The 17,511-nt window shown below is 67.5% G+C and carries 13 protein-coding genes; 4 read left to right on the top strand and 9 right to left on the bottom strand.

Annotated elements, in window-relative coordinates; genetic code table 11:
* The first annotated feature begins 90 nt into the window (after positions 1–90).
* Both KA712_07045 and KA712_07040 read left to right on the top strand, forming a co-directional pair.
* Positions 91–2,940, top strand: coding sequence for an insulinase family protein (locus KA712_07045; GenBank protein ID MCG5052700.1), 2,850 nt, complete (start codon positions 91–93; stop codon positions 2,938–2,940).
* 198 nt (positions 2,941–3,138) lie between these two features.
* Positions 3,139–3,366, top strand: coding sequence for a hypothetical protein (locus KA712_07040; GenBank protein MCG5052699.1), 228 nt, complete (start codon positions 3,139–3,141; stop codon positions 3,364–3,366).
* 223 nt (positions 3,367–3,589) lie between these two features.
* On the opposite strand, the gene KA712_07035 is transcribed toward KA712_07040, so the two are convergent.
* Together KA712_07035 and KA712_07030 are read right to left on the bottom strand one after the other, a co-directional pair.
* The gene (locus KA712_07035) at positions 3,590–4,429 is read right to left on the bottom strand and encodes a peptidoglycan-binding protein (GenBank protein MCG5052698.1); all 840 of its coding nucleotides are present in this window, start codon (positions 4,427–4,429) and stop codon (positions 3,590–3,592) included.
* The gene (locus KA712_07030) at positions 4,426–4,749 is read right to left on the bottom strand and encodes a hypothetical protein (GenBank protein MCG5052697.1); all 324 of its coding nucleotides are present in this window, start codon (positions 4,747–4,749) and stop codon (positions 4,426–4,428) included. The genes KA712_07035 and KA712_07030 overlap by 4 nt, the downstream gene beginning before the upstream one ends.
* Before the next feature lie 337 nt (positions 4,750–5,086).
* Here KA712_07030 and KA712_07025 point away from each other — a divergent pair, with 337 nt between their 5' ends.
* Both KA712_07025 and KA712_07020 read left to right on the top strand, forming a co-directional pair.
* Positions 5,087–5,440, top strand: a complete 354-nt coding sequence (locus KA712_07025; GenBank protein ID MCG5052696.1) for a GMC family oxidoreductase — start codon at positions 5,087–5,089, stop codon at positions 5,438–5,440.
* A gap of 118 nt (positions 5,441–5,558) precedes the next feature.
* Positions 5,559–7,247, top strand: a complete 1,689-nt coding sequence (locus KA712_07020) for a hypothetical protein (GenBank protein MCG5052695.1) — start codon at positions 5,559–5,561, stop codon at positions 7,245–7,247.
* 65 nt (positions 7,248–7,312) lie between these two features.
* Here the strand turns inward: KA712_07020 and KA712_07015 are convergent, their stop codons facing one another.
* The 7 genes from KA712_07015 to KA712_06985 form a co-directional block, all read right to left on the bottom strand.
* Complete coding sequence (locus KA712_07015; GenBank protein ID MCG5052694.1) at positions 7,313–10,552, bottom strand: family 78 glycoside hydrolase catalytic domain; 3,240 nt, start codon at positions 10,550–10,552, stop codon at positions 7,313–7,315.
* Positions 10,553–10,626: 74 nt separating this feature from the next.
* Positions 10,627–11,766 (bottom strand): AAA family ATPase, encoded by a 1,140-nt coding sequence (locus KA712_07010; GenBank protein MCG5052693.1) that lies wholly within the window; start codon positions 11,764–11,766, stop codon positions 10,627–10,629.
* Complete coding sequence (locus KA712_07005) at positions 11,763–12,680, bottom strand: arsenic transporter (GenBank protein ID MCG5052692.1); 918 nt, start codon at positions 12,678–12,680, stop codon at positions 11,763–11,765. The genes KA712_07010 and KA712_07005 overlap by 4 nt, the downstream gene beginning before the upstream one ends.
* An 83-nt stretch (positions 12,681–12,763) precedes the next feature.
* Positions 12,764–13,774 carry an NAD-dependent epimerase/dehydratase family protein gene (locus tag KA712_07000; GenBank protein MCG5052691.1) on the bottom strand — a complete coding sequence of 337 codons (1,011 nt, stop codon included), beginning with the start codon at positions 13,772–13,774 and terminating at the stop codon, positions 12,764–12,766.
* A complete protein-coding gene (locus KA712_06995) occupies positions 13,750–15,444 on the bottom strand; it encodes an AMP-binding protein (protein MCG5052690.1) in 1,695 nt (564 codons plus the stop codon). Before KA712_06995 ends, KA712_07000 begins: the two co-directional genes overlap by 25 nt.
* Entirely contained in the window at positions 15,441–16,394 is a 954-nt protein-coding gene (locus KA712_06990; protein MCG5052689.1) for an alpha/beta fold hydrolase, read from the bottom strand. Before KA712_06990 ends, KA712_06995 begins: the two co-directional genes overlap by 4 nt.
* Positions 16,388–17,404 carry a 3-oxoacyl-ACP synthase III gene (locus tag KA712_06985; protein MCG5052688.1) on the bottom strand — a complete coding sequence of 339 codons (1,017 nt, stop codon included), beginning with the start codon at positions 17,402–17,404 and terminating at the stop codon, positions 16,388–16,390. The genes KA712_06990 and KA712_06985 overlap by 7 nt, the downstream gene beginning before the upstream one ends.
* Positions 17,405–17,511: the final 107 nt, after the last annotated feature.

Below are 17,511 nucleotides of genomic sequence, written 5' to 3'. Positions count from 1 at the left end.
CGGCTTACGATTGACTGGATTCCTCACCGGGCGCAGCCTGCAAAGACATCCGCCGCTGCCTTGCGGCACTCGAATCGCTACAATGGGCGCATGCGCCCGCCACGGAAAGTCCATGCTCTGCCCTCTCGATGCGCCGCCTTGGGCCTTTTGGGCCTGCTCTTCGGCGTAGGCTGTGCAGCCACGCAGCTGCCCGATGAGCCGGTCCTGAAAGATCACGCGCTCGCGCAGCGCGTGTTCGAAATGAAGAGCGGCCTGCGGGTGTTGGTGCAGCAAGATCACACGTCGCCACAGGTCGTGGTCACGTCGACCTTTGCGGTGGGCAGCAAGGACGACCCCGTGGGCAAGGAGGGCCTGGCCCACTTCGTGGAGCACCTGGCCTTTCGCTCGAAGCCGGGGGGCGAGCAGGTGTGGGATCACCTCAAGCGTACGGGGGGCGCCTTCAACGCCTTCACCGCCGCTGACATCACGGAGTACTACACGATCACGCACAAGGATCAGCTGCCCTTCCTGCTGCAGCTCGAGGCGTGGCGTTTGGCGCGCACGCTCGAGGGCGTGACGGAAGACGTGTTCAAGGTGGAACGCGAGGTGGTCCGCAACGAGCTGCGACAGCGCGGTGAGACCACCGTGGGCTCGAAGGTGTTCGACGAAACGCTCAAGCAGATGTTCCCCAAGGGGCATCCGCTGGGGCGCACCTTGGCAGGCACCCCCGAATCCATGCTGGCCACGCAGCTCGAAGACGCAAAGGCCTTCGTCAAGCAGCACTACACGCCCGACAACTGCACGATGGTCATCGCGGGTGATGTGAACCCGGACGAGGTGGCAAAGCTTTTGGGCATGTGGCCTGCCGAGGTGCTGTTTGGCCCGGACGGGCCGGAGGGCCCGGCGGTCAAGCCCCGCAAGCGCTTCAACGAACTGCCCAGTGCCGAGCCGCCGCCTCCCGTCAACACGAAGCTGGTGAAGGTGAAGGGGCCCGTGCTCGAGCCGCTCCTCATGATCGGCTGGTCGTTGCCCGGTGGGCTGCGCGGCAAGGACAGCAAGATCTCATTTGCCGCCCAGGCGTTGAACGTGGCGCTGGGCATGGGCCTCGAAAGGAAGTTCAAGGACGCCTTGCAAGGCGTGGGCGCCTTTGGTTACCCCATGGTGGACGGCTCGATCATGGTCATCCAGGCCTCGCTCAAGCAGGGCGCCGACCCCGAGAAGATCCGGCGCCGGCTGCTCGACGCCGTGGCCAACACCTGGGCCGGCGACGAGGACGTACGCCTCACACAGCAGGCATACTCACTTTATGGCAAGTGGGGCACGGCCACCGAGCTGGTGCGCGCCAGCGGTGATCTGGTGACGAGCGCCCTGGGCCTGGCCGAGCACCTGGCCGCCACAGGTCGCTACACGTTCTTCAAGGACTCGCTCGAAGATCTGGCGTCAGTGAAGAACACGGACGTGAAGGAGTTTGCGTACAAGTACCTCAAGCGAGAACGCGCGGTGGCCGTGTTGTTCGAGCCTGAGCATGACGAGGTCAACGCCAGCGCGAGCCCCGCAGGCGGAGGGCACCGCTTCGGCGCAGGCTCGAAGCCCAACATTTCAGGCATGGGCCCCGACGAACTCAGGCAGATCCTGCGCAAGCCCGAGCTTGCCGGCGTGGCGCACGTACAGCTGGAAAACGGGCTCACCCTGTACACGGTACCGCGCAAGAACATGCCCGTGGCGCGGATCAAGCTGCGCCTGCCGGGCGGCAACGCCACCACGCAGCCCTACGCGCTGGCGCGTTTTGCCAAGGCCCTTTCCTACACGCGCTGCCAGAACCACGGCAGTTTGTTCCCGGTGGGCGGGCGTTTATGGGATTCCGGAGGTGACATGTCCTCCACGGTCGATGTCGAAGTGCTCGCGGGCAACTTGGTCAATGGACTGGCCGTCATGGCGGACACCGTGTCCTGCCAGGAGGCCAGCGAGGAGTACTTGATGAACGCAGGCGAGGCCTTCGACGCCATCGCCGAACGGATGACGTACATCCGGAAACGACAGCAATACAAGGCCTCCGCGCGCCTGTGGCAGGAGCTTTACCCTGGCCATCCCTACGGCCAAATCGCCGAGAACGTCGACGAGATTCGCCGCGTGCGCTTCTCAGAGTTTCAGGCGTTCATCCAGGGGCACTACCGGCCCGACGCCGCGGTGGCCGTGGTGGTGGGGGACGTGTCGGCCCCCGAGGTGGAGGTGATGGCCCGCAAATACCTGGGGCCCTGGACGCGGGGCCGCTCGGGCGCAAGTACCGCGCCGCCCGTGCCCGCGGCACCGGCAGAACGCAAGGTCATCGTGTACGACCGCCCCGGGGCGAGCCAAACCATGGTGGGCCTGGCGTGCCGGCTTGCCGATACGAGCGCCGAGACGTTGCCGGCCGCGGACCTCGCCGAGTCGATCCTCACCGAGTCTTTGTGGGAGCTGCGTGAAGCGTGGGGCGCGACCTACGGCATGTACGCGGCCATCAGCAGCCGCCCCGGAGGGACCACGCACATGGCGATGGGGGGCGCAATCGAGACGCCCCAAACCGGGGCAGGCCTCAAGGCCATGCTGGACCTCGTGGCCAAAACGGCCGACGCGGGCCCGCACGTGGTCACGTTCACCTCGGCCCGCTGGGATCTGGCGCGGGCCTTCAACCGCCGCTTTGCCGATGCAGACGCCGCCGGCAACGCCATCCTGACCGCCGTGGCCAATGGGTGGTCGCCCGCGATTTGGGACGAGTACCCCGAGCGCCTCGCCACGCTGACCCGTGCCGACGTCAAGAGCGTGGTGGAGCCTTGCGCGGGGCATGAGATCGTGGTGCTGCTCGGTGACGCCAAGGTGATCGGGCCTCAACTCGAGGCGCAGGGTTTGACGGTGACGGAGACGGTGGAGGAAGAGCCCACAGACGACAAAAAGAAAGCAGGGGACGAGGTGACGTCCCGCTGAGGATCCCCGATGCGGCCATCGGCCGCGGGTGACTCGTATGCACTGCAATCATCTCTCGTCGGCGGCGGCGGGGTCGTCTTTCCCGCTTCGGAGCGGGTCCTTAGGGGAGGCTGGCGGGCCGTCCGGAAGAGATTACCTTGCGGCACCAACGGTTCTTTGGCGATGCCCTGCCCAAGAGGCGATACCGGAAAATCACATTTGTCGAGTGCTCCTTTTGGGCGAGTCAGGCTCAAGAGTCTCAGCGATTTCGCGAAGGAGTACGGCAACGCCTTTCACCGCATCGAGGCGCTGTCGAAAGTCGACAGTGTCATGCGCGTCCTGGACATGAAGCGCGAAGACGTGCGCGAGGCGGTGCTCTACCGCGAGTGCGAGGCGGTCGAACTTTACCGGTCGGAGCTGGGAGTGGACTACGAGCCGGGAGAGTAACGGGCCCGGCTTCTTGCACAGCGGCACTGCTGGTGTGGGCGACCGCCCCGTGGGTCCACTCGGCCGCCGGCTCGGCGCGATTAAGTAGCCGGGTCATCAATGAGGTCCACCACGAGGAAGTGCGGACGCTGGGGGTGGACTGAGAAGCGTCATGGAGAGGGTCGTTCTTCCACAGATGAACCCTCAACGATTCTGATCCCTCGAAAAACGCGGGGCACTTTCGTCATGGGCCGCGGATGCCGAAGTACCTCTCCGTCTCGGAAGGCCTTTCGGGCACCATGCACATCTTGCGGTCATCATCATAAGCCTCGGGAACTGGAAGGCGGATGAAGCAGTGGACGAGGGTGGTCGACCGTGACTTGCGTCGGCAGGTCGTCCCTTCGCGGCTGCCTTGCTCATTCGTATTCCCTTCGATGGTCTCGATTTGCTGCGCGCTCGTGACGCTTTCCACGATGCCGATGTGCGAGAAAGTAAAGACGACGATGTCGCCTTTGTGTGGCGAGAACTTCGGATCACCAGGCTCGAAGATCAAGCACGACTGCGCGGGTGCCCACCTCGTGCGAAACATGGTCACGCTGGCCACCCGGGGGGCCTTCACCTGCCGGAAGATGAGGCTCGTGGCTATCAGTTTCTGCACGCACAAGGAAACGAAAGCCGCACACCATGCATAGCCGTCGGTAGCGCCGTCTTCACCCTTCAGCGCATCGGCCTCGAAAATCTCGCGCATCCGATCATCGTTGCCCATCCGGTTAATCGGCGACTCTGTGGCGCCGATGTAGGTCGCGGCCACGTCGGCGAGTGGCTCTTGCGGACCCGCGCGGTAGGTGAAGATCATTCGACTCGCCGGGTTCTCGAGCAGCTTCCTCCAGGTAGCGCGGCCAACGACTCCGTCGACCTTCAGAAACACCGTTCTCTGGAAGTCACACACGGCCTCTCTTGTCGCTGCGTCGAACTTCCCTGTTACCGTCATTTGCGGTTTGAGCTTCACCGCCGCGTTCAACATCTCCTGGAGCTTCCTGACGCGCTGGCCGGTTGCCCCTTCCGCAAGGAGCTTGAAGCTCATGGCCGTTCCTCCTGACGCTCGTAACGGATCCAGAGGCTTTTAGGAATTCCTGAGACGCCACTGTCGCGTTCAAACACCAAGATAGCGTCCGGCAAGCCGATGATGGTGATCTTCTCCCCCGTAAGGGCATTCTCCGAGACCCTCAGTGTCTCGTATGTGGCGGTCGAACTCTTGAGGCCCGGCTCTTTGAACTGCCGCTTGAAGCCGGGGGCTGTGCCCGCAGTGATCTCCCCCCGCAAGACTGCGCCACCAATCTCGGCTGCGTACTTCCCCGGCTGCACAGGCTGCCCATGCGCCAGATGCGGCTGCAACGGCTCCACATCGGTTCCTATCAGCACTTGCTGCGGAACGTCTTTGAGCTCGGGGGGAGTTTCCTCTCGTTGAGCTGTCGCATCTTGACCGGACGCTCCAGGGGCGATCTTCGGAGAGGGGGACTTAGCAGGGGGCGAAACATCAGAACCTGGAGGCGCCTGAGAAACAGCGGCCCGACTGCAGCCAGCTCCCGTCTGCAGCAGAGCCAAGCACAAGAGGGCTTTGCAACTCGTCTTCATTCTCATCGCAGCGTACAGGAAGCTCAAGCACCAAGTCCACTCGCGTCATAAGGATGTCAACGCAAAGTAGAAATGTACGCTTTTGTGCAAAGTAGAAATGTCCTTCATGCGGCGCGTTGAGGAGGGGGTAGCGAAGTGCAGGGCCGCGCCCTTCATCGCCGACGCCAACGCGATCAAAGACGCCGTGATTGCGGCGTTGGAGGGGCAAGCCCTTCCGGGGCAAGACGTGAGCTTGAAGCCAGGCGGTTTGGGCGGCGTGGCCCACGAGGTGGGCACGCTGCGCATGGGTCTGCCTGGCGAAGCCGTCGTTGACCCTCAGTTGAAGGTGAACGCCTACGACAACATCTACGTATGCGACTTGTCGGTGTTTCCCACCTCGCCGGCGGCGAACCCCACCCTGACCTTGGCCGGGCTTGCCATGCGCTTGGCGAGCGAACTCAAGCAGCGCGGCGGGTGGTGAAGGCGGTACCCCACGCGCTGTCGTTTGAAGCATGCTGCCTGTTCGTGTTAAGCTTTGAGGTCGCCTTTGGATGGCAGGCCTTCCGGGCCGTCCGAAGCCGCGCGCACGAGACCTCACCGTGAAGTACCTATCGTTTTGCTTCGTTGCGTCCGTTCTCGTGGTGCTGACCGCTTGTGGCAGCAGCGACCAGCAGGAGGACGAAGCAGGCACGGGCGGAGGAGGCGCCGCAAGCCTGTCTGGTGGCGCTGCGGCCGGGGGCAGAGCGGCCGGAGGGAGCATGGCATCCGGAGGCTCCACAGCGTCTTCTGAAGGGGCCACAGCCTCTGGAGGCGTCCCAGCGTCCGGAGGCTCCCCTGCGTCGGGAGGCGTAGACGGCGCAGGGGAACTTGCGGGGCGGATGACGCCTCCCAAAACCTACAATCCCACCACGAAGTACGAATGGACCGCGCCGGCTGCCGATGTGGTGGTCAACGCCCTCAGCGCGGGCGCCGCGGGGGCCGTGACGCTGGCTGACGCTCTCGCTTCCGCGGGTCACGGCACGGTGATTCGCATTGCCCCCTCACTTGCGGGGGCCGTGCTCCGCACGAACGCCCCGCTGGTCGTCGGCAAGTCCGTCACCCTCGACGCAAGCCAAGCCCCGGGTTTCACCATCGACGCCGGCGAAACGAAGGGTGGCCTGCGCGTGGGTCGCGACGTGCACACGCGCTTCATTGGTTTGACCATCAAAAACGTCCGCACCACCGACGTGGGCGGCGGTCTGTATGTGGATCAGGCGGACGGCGCCGAACGGGGAAGCGTGGAGGTCATTGGCTGCACCTTCGAGAACAACCATGGGGCCGCAACGGGAGGCCTTTACATTCGCCGTAGAATGAACGCGATCGTGAGAGACAGCGTGTTTCGCAAGAACCGCGGGCTCAACGCGCAAGGAGACGACCTTGGCAAAGCCGGCGGCGCGATCTCGTCCCGCGCCGAGGGCAGCCTACGCATCGAGCGGGTGGTCTTCGTGGAAAACGACAGCCCCGAGGCCGGAGCCCTCTATAGCATCGGCCAACCGTTGACCGTCATTCACAGCGTGTTCCTGGACAACGGTGGGACCGCAGGGCACGGCGCCATTTTGAGCGACGGCGGCTCGCCCTTGCAGCTCGAAGGGGTGCTCTTGCAGGGCAACCACGGCGCGGCCTTTGGAGGGGCGATCCAGCTTTACGGTTACGCCAAACAGGGGGATCACGTCATCGTGAAACGCTCGGTGTTCGTCGACAATTGGACGACCAACAACAAAGGGGGCGCGGCCTATTTGATCGGCGCCAAGATCGACATCGAGTCGTCAGTGTTCGTGCGCAATCGATCGCTCGTGGACGCGGGCGCCATTTACTTTCCCGGGGCAGGTGACGTCCGGATCACCAACAGCGTGTTCGGAGACAACGTGTGCACCTCGCGCTCCGGGGGTGGGTTCCGTAAGGACGGCGGGGGCCCCGTGACCATCGAGCGCAGCCTCTTCGCCTACAACCAGGCGGGCGAGTCCGGCGGGGGCTTCTGGATGCAGCCGACCCTTGCCGTGAGTTTCGCCAAAACAATCTTCACCGAGAACAAGGGAGGCCCCTTCGTGGGCGCTGCCGCCACCAACGCAGGCGGCAATCTGTTTTTCCCGGTGGTCAACAACCCCCAGGGCGCCCTCGCCAACAGCACCTTCGCCGACCCGCGCCTGGGCCCGCTCACGGAAACGAATGGGGTGTATTGGTATCCCTTGCAGGCTGGAAGCCCTGCCGCGGACATCGGGCCGTCGTTTCCGGAAACGCAGGGAAACTAAAGCGCCCCCGTAAGCCCACCGCTCTGCGCGCGGACGGGCGACCCCGCACATCGCCCCGGCTGCACTCACCGGCCTGCGACCACCGCATAGCGTCCAGGCCCCGCCTCGAAGCTATAGCCGCCCTCGGGAAGCTTGCGGGCGCCCAGGCCGGGGACGTCGTCGATGGCACGCCCATTGAGCGTCACCCTGGCGCCGGGGGCGGCGGGCACGCGAAGGGTTGCCCTGACGGTGGTCGGCACTTCGAAGGCGAAACGCACGCTGTCGCCCTCGCGCTCCCACCGGGAGAGCACCTTGCCGCGCACGGTGTCCACGCTGGCCTCGACTCTGTCGAGCTCCGGCACCACCTCGGGCGCCAACGTGACGTGCGCAAAGCCAGGCGCACTGTCGTCGGGCTGTATGCCGGCCAGCACTTCGTAGTACCAGGCGTCGATGTCGCCGAAGAAGACGTGGTTGCGCGAGCTTTCCCCGCTCCAGGTCTCCCACAACGTGGTTGCCCCCTGGTCGATCCAGTGGCCCCATCCGGGCGCCGTCCGCCGGTTCGCCACTTTGAAGGCCACATCGGCATGCCCCGCCTTCGACAGCGCCCGCAAGAGCGCCCCTGCGCCCAGCACGCCCGTATCCGGATGAAAGTCCGTCTTTTCGACGCTGGCAACGAGCCGCTGCACCACCGCCGGCCGCAGCGTTTCAGGCACGAGCCCCTGAAGGAGTGCCAAGGCCAGCGCCGTTTGCTGATCGTCGGCCACCTGTCCGGTGCGGGCGTTCACGAAGGCGCGCTGAAACGCTTGTGAGATCTTGTCGGCCAGCGCCGTATAGCGCTTCGCGAGGTCAGGCTGGCCGAGCGCGCCCGCGGTCTTCGCGGCCAGGGTAGCCATCAGGTGGTAGGCCGCGGTGGACGTGACCGCCACGGGCGTTTGGGTCTTCCAGTGCGACCAATCCCCCAGGCCAAAATCGACCAGGCCCTCGGGCGCCCGCGCTTCGAGGGAGGCCAAGTACTTTTGCTGCGCGCCGAACGCCAGCATGAGGGCCGTGCGATCCCCCGTGAACTTGTAGACGCTCCACGGCACCACGAACAAAGCGGCGTCCCAGGCGGGTCCGCTCCACTTGTCTTCGTAGCCCCAGCCCGGCGACGGCACGATGCCCGGCAAAGTGCCCTTGGGGCTCTGCGCCTCCGTGAGGTCGCGGATCCACTTGAGGTAGGCAGCCGCGTTGTCGAAGTTGAACAAGCCCGCGTCGATGGCCAAGTGAGCGTCGCCCGTCCAGCCGTTTTTTTCCCGGTGCGGGCAGTCGGTGGGAATGCCCACGTAGTTGCTTCGGTACGACCAACACGTGGCCGCGTGGATGCGGTTGACGAGCGCGTCCGAGGTCTCGAAGTGGCCCACGCTCGCGAAGTCCGTATGCACCACGCGGCCCTCGATCGCGCTTGCCGGGGGTGTGCCCGGGAACCCCTCCACTTCCACGTAGCGGAAGCCGTGGTACGTGAAGCGCGGCTCCCAGACCTCCTCGGGGCCACCGCGCAAGATGTACTGGTCTTCCTCGAAGACGCCTTGGCGCAGGAGGCCCTCGAGCGCCTTGCGATCCAGGCGGCCGTCAGGCCCGAGCTTCTCGCCGAAGCGCAAGGTGAGCTTCGTGCCGGTGGGCCCCTGGACGCGCAGACGCGCCCACCCCGCGATGTTCTGCCCGAGATCGAAAAGGTGCACCCCCGCGGCCACCTGCTGCACGCTGCGCGCCTCCAGCGTCTCGGTCACCCGGATCGGGGGAGCTTCGCGCGGCACCAGGCGCCCCCGGGGCGGCCCGACTTCGCGCACGGGGCGAGCCCCTGGCGCCTCGAACCCGGCTGTGGCGAAGCCGGGCCTCTCGAGACGGGCATCGTAGTGCTCACCGTTGCGAAGACCATCGAAGCGAATCGGCCCGTCGGCGGCTTTCCAGGTGCCATCGCTTGCCACCACGAAGCGCTCGCCCGTCTCGGTGAGCGCCTCGATCTGTACGCGCACCTTGGGCTCGTCTCGCCACGGCGCCTTCTCGTAGTTCCACACGTCCGCCGCGTGTTGGTTGTAGTACCCGTTGCCCAGGATGATGCCCACACCGTTGTTTCGGGGCTCGAGCAAGCGCGTGACGTCGAAGACGGTGTACTCGACGGTTTTGTCGTAGTCGCTGAACGGCGGCTCGAGCACGTGATCGCCCACCCGGCGGCCGTTGAGGTAAAGCTCGTAGTAGCCGAGCCCCGCGACGTAGGCGCGCGCCCGCGTGATGTGGGCCGGTGCCGAAAACGTACTGTAAAGGTAGGGCGCGGGCGCTGCCCACGCGGGCAGCTGAGGGCGGCCCGCGAAGGGAGGGGCGCCGAACTTGGCGATCACTTCGGCGTCCCCGAAGCCGCTCGGCTCGCCGACCTGCTGCCAGTCGGCCCCGGGCCGCGCGGCGGCTTGCCACCCCACGTCCCCCGTGTGAATCGCGAACGTGCCGCCTTCAGCCGTGGTGAGCTCGAGCGCCAGCAAGAGACCCGCGGGCCCTCCCGTGTTGTGCACGTCGGCCGCAACCACGTTGCGCCCGGGGCGCAGCTGGGCGGCCACGTCCACGGGCGTGGCGAGGCGGCTCAGGGACCCGCTGGTCACCTTTTTCCCGTTCACGAAGACCTCGGCGCTGTCGTTCGCCCCCACCCACAACACCGCGTGCTGAATGTGGCCCCCGGCCGGCAGCGTGAACTCGTTGCGGAAGTAGCGGTGCCCCACCGGGGCCGCGTTCCGCGCGTCTTCGCCCGCCGCCCACACCCAGGACGCCGCCCGCAGGGGCGCCGCGGGATCCGCCGCTGCGCCTTGCCGGGAGGCGCCAATCCACTTTGCCGTCCAATCGCCGGGCGCGAGCAGGCCGAGCTCGAAGGGGGCCGGTGCGGACAAGGGCGAGACGTTGCCGCGTTGGTCCCACACGCGCACCGCCGCGAAGCCCCGTTGGCGCGACGACAGCGGGGCCCCCGCCCAGGGCACACCCGCCGCCTGGGAGCCCTTGACCTTGCCACTGTCCCACAGGCGCCCCTCGCCGCTGTAAAGCCCCTCGGGCGTGGTGGCCGCTACGACCTGGTAGGCGGTCTGCATCGTGCCCGGCAAAGTGGACTCCAGCCGCCACGACACGCGCGGCGGGCCCGCGAGCCCCAGGGGCTCGGACATTCCGTTCAAGCGCAGGTCGCGCACCGCCAGCGTGGCAGAGCCGTCGCTGCGTTTGATGACGCCGCTCGACTGGCACGAGAGGGTCACGAAGAGCAGGAAAGCCACGCCGGAAGCCCGCGGGGCCAATCGAAACAGGATCGCTCGCATGTCGCGAGGGGGACCCTACAACATGAACGGCGTCCCGGGTGGCGCCCCCGGGGCCCGGGGGCCCGGTCGCCCGCTCACATGCGGAACGTGCGGCCCATGAGCAGGTCCGCCAGGGACAAGAGCGCCTCGAAGGCGCTGTTTTCCCGGGTAAAGCGCGGCAGCACCCACAGGGGGGCCCGGCCGGCGAGCCGATCTCGCAAGCTGGCGGCCAACGCCGCGTCGCGGTCCACACCGTGGGCTTCCACGGAGGCAAGCGCCCGCAGCTTCGCGAGCGCGCTTTCCTCCACTGGGCCCCGCAACGGCGGCAGGCGTTCGGGCGTGGGATACGGCAAAGACGCGGCAGGCGCCAAGCTTTGGTTGAGCACGTACCCACCGATCCGCACACCAAGCTCCCGCGTCCGCGCCTCGAAGTGAACCGCCTCGTCCACGGCGGCCTGGGCCGGAGACGTGACCAGCAAAAACGCCACCTGTTGGCTGGCGAAGAAGCGCTGCATCTCTTCCTGGTTGCGGTTGAGGTGCCGCAAGATCACCTGAAACAGCGACAGAAACTCCTGCAGCTCGACCCGGGACTCCTTGCCGAGCCCCAAGTCCAAGATCTTGTTCACCAGCGCCGTGCCGGCCCTCCGGAAGATGTTCGATTCGGAGGGCAAAAACACGCTGAAGATGCGAGGATCCAAAAACGCGTTGGCGCGCGAGGGCGTGTCCAAAAAGCGGATCGCGTTGCGAGAGGGCGGCGTGTCCAGCACGACCAGATCGTAGTGGTCGTCGCGAATGAACCCGTGCAGGGCTTCCACCGCCGTGTACTCGTGCATGCCCGCCACGAGCGTGCTCACGTTCTGGTAAAGCCGGTTTTGCCGCATGCGCTGCTGCGCCTCGGGATCCTTCGTCACGGCGCTCACCACCTGATCGCAGACCAGCTGCGGATCCAGCATCCAGGCCGAGAGGGTGCCCGGAGGCGTGACGCCCACGGCCGCGAGCCGCTCCGCCGAGAGCATCGTGGGGCTCTGCTGGTGCTGCGAGACCCCCAACGCCTCGGCCAGGCGGCGGCTGGGATCCACTGTGATGGCGAGCACCCGCAGGCCTTCCCGCGCGGCGGAGAGCGCCAACGACGCCGAGACGGTGGTTTTGCCCACGCCTCCCGCCCCGCAGCACACGATCACCCGGCGGCTCGCGAACAAGTCCGCGACGGTGGGGGGTGAGCGGCCCTCGTTCACGACGGCCCCTCCCCCTGGCGCAGGGCCAAAAACTGCGCCACCAAGCCCTCGCAGGCGTTGCCCTGCTCGGGAGGCACCTCGGTGAGCCGCACCAACGGCAGGTGGGTTGCGTCTTCGAGGCGCCGCACGGATTCTCCCGCCATGAGGATGCGTTCGAACGCGAAGCGCCCGCGCAGGCGCTCGGCGGCAAGCCACGCGGAGGCAGCCTCTCTCTCGGCTTGGCTGAAGGGATCCCGCAAAAAACGGTTCAGGATCACGCCGCCCAAAGGCACCCGCGAACGCCGCAGGCCTTCCACCAGTTCGATGGCTTCGCTGACGGGCAGCGGTTCGGGCAGAGTGACCACCCACGCGGCCGTCTGAGACGCGTCGTAGATGAAGCCCTGGCCTTTGCGCATCGCCGTGGCCACGGGTCCGCGCGGCACCACCCGCAGGGCCACCTCGGGCAGCGTGGTGAGCGCCAGGGTGTGCCCGGTGGCCGGCATGTCCACCACCACGGCATCGTAGCGGGGCTGTCCGGCGTCCTCACGCTCGAGCAGGTGCAGGAAATGGTAGAGAATGCCGAGCTCGTAAAACGAGGGCGCGGCGCGCATGAAGCGACGAAGCGGCTTCGAACGCATGGCCGCCGACACCAGGGGGCCCGCAGGAATCACGGCGCGGGCAAAAAGCTCGTGCCCCGTGTTTGCCCACAACTGGCATGCGTCCACACCGGGCGCCACCGCGCAGGGCTCGTCCGAAAGCCGCACCCCGGCGAAGTATTCCCCCAGAGGGGAGAACGCATCGTCGGCCTCGCCCGTCTCGGTGAGCAAAACCCGGCGTCCCGCACGCGCCAGCGCGCGCGCCAACGCCACGGACACGATCGTCCGGCCCACGCCGCCCTTCCCGGTGATGAGATGTATGCGCTGCTGGAAATTCAACGGGCCGATGGGGCAAGCGTAACGCGCCTGGCGAGCCGCCACCACTTTGGCCCGCCGAAAAGCCGGCCGCCCCGCGGAGGGCCTCAGCTTCCGAAGGCGTCGCGGCGAAGGCGCGCGAGCCCCGTGGCGATCGATACCCGGGGCTCGTATCCGAGGTCCCGGCGGGCGGCGCTGATGTCGAACCAGTGGGCGGAGGTGAGCTGCCGGGCCACGAAGCGCGTGAGGGGGGGCTCGCGATCCCAGATGCCGCGGACCCTCCACCAGGCCTCCGCCGCAGCGCCCGCCCGGCGCAAGATCCAGGGTGCGACGGTGGGGAAAGGGCCCGGGATGCCCACCGCTTCGAGTACCTGGGTGATGAGGTCTCGCTGCGGCAGGGGCTCGCCCTGGCTGATGAAATACGCCCGCCCTGCACAGACGGCCCCGGGCGCCAACCGCGCGAGGGCAGCCAGGTGGGCGTCGACGGCGTTGTCGACGTAGGTGCAGTCCACCCGCTTGGCGGGCCCCCCGGGCAAGCGCAGAGTGCCGGCGCGCGCCCGCGCCACGACCCGGGGGATGAGCTGCGTGTCACCCGGCCCCCACATCAAGTGAGGCCGCAGGGCGAGCGTGGCCAGAGCGCGGCCGTTGGCGGCCAACACCAGCCGCTCGGCGATCGCCTTGGTGCGCGGGTACTCGGCGTCGAAGGCCTCGGCGTAGCCGTGGCTTTCGTCGATGCCTTCACAATCACCCCGGCCGTGGGCCACGGACGGCGAGCTGGTGAACACCAGGCGGCGCACGCCGTGCTGGAGGCACGCGGCGATCACGTTCCGGGTGCCCTCCACGTTGGTCCGCTCGAAGAGCGCGGGGCGTCCCCAGCTGCCCACCTGGGCGGCGGTATGAAACACGGCCTCGCAGCCCGCCACCGCCGCCGCCACGTGGGCGGGGTCGGCCACGTCGCCGCACAGCACCTCGACGCCTTCGGCGCGCAGGGCGGGGCGGGCGCGTCGCCCGAAAACCCGGACACCGTCACCGCGGGCCAACAACCGACGCGCCAGCGCGCTGCCCAGAAAACCGCCGCCCGTCACGAGCACGTTCACGAGACGCGCCCTCTCGCCCACAGCGCGAGCGCTTCACGATCGATTTTGGCGTTGTGCCGAATGTCCACGGGGAACCCAGGATGCGCAAGGAAGTGATGAATGCGCTGCGTTTCAGGGCAGGCCTGCCCGAGCGCCCGCAACGCGGTGGCGAGCCGCGGCCACGCGCCCGCCGCGGGGTCACGCTCGACGCACACGATGGAGTGCGTTTCACCCCCGAGCGTCACACCCACGAGCGCAGAGCGCCGCACGGCGGGGTGCGCGTTGAACACACCCTCGCAGGCGACAGAGAACAAAACGTGGCCGTCAGCCAGCACCACCCGGTGCGCTTTGCGGCCGCAAAACCACAGGCGCCCTTCGTCATCGAAGGCGCCCACGTCGCCCATCCGGTGCCAAAAACCCACCCCGTCGGCGGTGGGGATCTTGGCCAAGGCGTCGGCCTGGGGCCGTCCCCAATACGACCGTGTGACTTGAGGGCCACGCACCACGATCTCTCCGCGCGTAGGCGGCGGCAAGCGCAGCTCGTCACGCCATACACCGATGGGCTCGTCATGGAGCGGGATGATCGCCACGTCGACACCGGCCACCGGACGGCCCACACAAATGCCCTGCCCGGCCGCGCTGCGCGCGCCCACGCGCAGGATCTCGTCGCTTTCGATCACGGCCACGGGCAACGCCTCGGTGGCGCCGTAGGGGGTCACGACCTTGCCGTTCGGCATCAGCTGCAAGAGCTCTTTGACGAGGGCTGGGGACACGGGGGCGCCCGCCGAGACGATGCGCCTCAGGCCCCACACCCGTTCGCCCGCAGGCACCGCATACCGCACCAGGGTGCGCAGCAGCGCCGGTGACGCGAACATGTTCGTCACGCGCCTTGCGGTGAGCGCCCGGAGGATGCGCCGCGGGTTGGCGCGGGCCGGCCGCGTGAAATCCATCTGCGGCACCACGGTCGACATGCCAAGGGCGGGATCGAAGAGCGCAAAGAGCGGAAAGGTGGGCAGATCGATCTCGGCGTCACCCAGTCCCGCGATCTCGCGAATCGCCGCGACCTGCGCCGCGAAGTTGGCCTGCGTGTAAACGGCCCCCTTCGGCACACCCGTGCTGCCGCTCGTAAACAGGATGGCCGCGACGTCTTCGGCCCGCGTGGGCGCCAGAGCTGGGCCGCGCGCCTCGGCCCCTCGCCGCAGCACTTCGGACCAAGAGACCCCCGCACGACCGCCCCAGACCCGAGAGCCTCCCACCACCACGTTCATCCCGACGGTGCGCTGGCCCCAGCCGAAAAGGGCGCGCGCCACGTGGGCCTTCGGCGAGCCGATGAACGCTTCGGGTGCGGCTTCGTCGATGCAGGCGGCCAGATGTTTACGGGGCAGGCCGGGATCGATCATCACCGGCACCACACCCGCCTTGGCCATGCCGAAGGCCAATGAAAAAAAATGCGGCCCCGGGGGGACCATCAAGACGGCCCGCACCCCCTGGCCGATCCCGATCGCGGCCAGCCCGCGCGCCACCTGGTCGCTTTGCTCGTCGAGCTGGCGGTAGGTGAGTTCACGGTAGCGCCCCCCTGCCCCCGCAGGCTCGGCCAGCGCGAGCCTTTCGGGCTGCGCGGCCGCGATCTGCGGCAGGCACGCGGCGACGTTCACCACGTCGCCCCGCTCCGGCGCCACGGCGGGAGGGGAGGACACGGGGGGCGCGTTCATGTGGGAAGCGAGGGTAGCGGCGAAGGTGGCGCGAGCGGATGCTCCGCGAGGAACGCCGTCACCCGCGCGCACACTTCGTCGGGCGCATCCTCGAGCAGGTAGTGCCCACAATCGTCGAAGGCCTTGACCTCGGCCTTGGGCCAGCGGGCGCGCCACGACGCCAGCACGGCCGGGGTGAACACGAAATCATGCATGCCCCACAGGAGCAACGCAGGCGTGTCGCGGAACTGCGGCAGTGCCGCCTCGGTCTCGCTCACGAGCGCGTAGGAGGGATGCGTGGGCTCCGCGGGGATGTCTTGCACGAACCGCAGCGTGGCGAGGCGTGTCTGCCAGGAGTCGTACGGCGCACAGTACGCCGCGCGCACGTCGGCGCTGAGCTTCGTGCGGTGGGTGCACACGCGCGCCGCCATGCGGGCGAACGCGTTGAGGCCCAAAACGGCCAAGGGGCCAAGGGGTGTCTTGCGAAGCGCCTGAAGAGACAGCGGAATCTTGGAACCGGCAGGCACGTGAAACGCGGCCGTGTTCATCAGCACCAAGCGAGCCACCCGCTGCGGATGGCGGGCAGCATAGGCCATGCCGATCATGCCGCCCCAATCGTGCAACACCAAGGTGAGAGGCGGCCCCGCATCGAGCCCGAGGTGAGCAATCAACGCCTCGAGATCGTCTACGCGGCTCTGTAGGCGGTAATCGTAATCCTCGTCCTGCGGCTTATCCGAAAGCCCCATCCCGATGTGATCCGGCACCACCGTGCGGTAGCGGCCGTGCAGCGCCCGCACCAGCGCGCGGAAGTGAAACGACCAGGTGGGGTTGCCATGCACCATCACCACCGGCTCACCCTGCCCTTCGTCGATGTAGTTCATGCGCAGGCCGCGCCGCACGAAGCTGTGGGGAGCAAAGGGGTAAAGCGCCGCGCTCACGCCTGCGGGTAAGGTCTTCTGTGTGCTCACCACGAAACCGCTCCTGCCGTACAGTTGAGGCCACTGCCAATGCCTGCCAAGATCACCCGATCGCCCGGGTTGAGGGTGCGGGCCTCTTGTGCCCGGCTCAAGACCAGGGGCACGGAGGCCGGTCCCACGTTCCCGTATTCGGGGTAAACGAGGGGGGCTTTGCCCACAGCGAACCCCAGCGTGCGGGCCAGCTCCTGCGTGTGCAGCTCGCTCACCTGATGAAGGGCGAAAAGATCCACGGTGTCGCTGGGCCACCCGAAAACGGCCTGGGCCTGCTGCCACGTGCGGGCAGCCAGGGCCACACCGTTGACGAGCAGACTGCGTGTGTCCGTCAGGCCCACGTCGGCCTGGCCGCGGCACAGGCTGTTGTGCTGCGTGGCCGCCAAACTCACCGTACCGTGAAATCTGTGGCCCCACGGCGCCACCCGGCTGTGGGCCAACACCATGGCCACGGCGCCAGCGCCCAAGGTCAGCGTGGCCAGCTGTTCCTTCAACGTTGCGGCGTCGCAGTGGGGCGCCTGCAGGCGTTCGAGGGTGCGCTCCACCACGAAGCGACCGCTCTCGCCGTCGACGATGAGACCGTAGTCGATCTGACCCCGCTCGATCATGTTGCCCACCACGCACATACCATCCAGGAACCCGAGGCAAGCGTTCGCGAGATCGAAGTTGAGGCAGGTCTCGGGCAGGCCCAGACGGTGGTGAACGAAACACGCGACGGACGGCTCGAGGTAATCCCGCGAGACGGACGTGTTCACGAGAGCCCCCACCTCCTGCGGCATAAGCTGCGCGGCGGCGAGCGCCTTTTCACCTGCCCACGCGGCCGCCTCGCTCGGCAGGGTCTCAGGATCCCAAAACCGTCGGGCCCTCACGCCGGTCAGGCTCTCGAGCAGCCGCGCGGGCAGGCCCAGGCGCGCGTACGTCTCGGCCAGGGCGCGATCGAGATCCTCGGTAGGCACCCGGTGGGGGGCATCCACGTGGGCCAGGCCCACGATGTTGACGCTGTCGAAGCGCATGAAGCGGGGCGGACTGTAGCACCCCCGCGCGGGCGCGGGACCGCGAGGCGAGCACTTCTGCCCCAAGGAAGCCGCGGAAGCCCCCGGCACGAAGGCGGGCGGCGGCT

It is taken from the genome of Myxococcales bacterium (assembly GCA_022184915.1).
Lineage (GTDB): Bacteria > Myxococcota_A > Polyangia > Fen-1088 > Fen-1088 > JAGTJU01.
This window is presented reverse-complemented; position numbering and strand designations above follow the sequence as displayed.

What these genes read in the sequence shown, in the direction of transcription:
- KA712_06985 (MCG5052688.1), bottom strand. Translation starts at nt 17,404, where the DNA reads ATGCGCTTCGACAGCGTCAACATCGTGGGCCTGGCCCACGTGGATGCC.
- KA712_07045 (MCG5052700.1), top strand. Translation starts at nt 91, where the DNA reads ATGCGCCCGCCACGGAAAGTCCATGCTCTGCCCTCTCGATGCGCCGCC.
- KA712_07025 (MCG5052696.1), top strand. Translation starts at nt 5,087, where the DNA reads ATGCGGCGCGTTGAGGAGGGGGTAGCGAAGTGCAGGGCCGCGCCCTTC.
- KA712_07035 (MCG5052698.1), bottom strand. Translation starts at nt 4,429, where the DNA reads ATGAGCTTCAAGCTCCTTGCGGAAGGGGCAACCGGCCAGCGCGTCAGG.
- KA712_06995 (MCG5052690.1), bottom strand. Translation starts at nt 15,444, where the DNA reads ATGAACGCGCCCCCCGTGTCCTCCCCTCCCGCCGTGGCGCCGGAGCGG.
- KA712_07015 (MCG5052694.1), bottom strand. Translation starts at nt 10,552, where the DNA reads ATGCGAGCGATCCTGTTTCGATTGGCCCCGCGGGCTTCCGGCGTGGCT.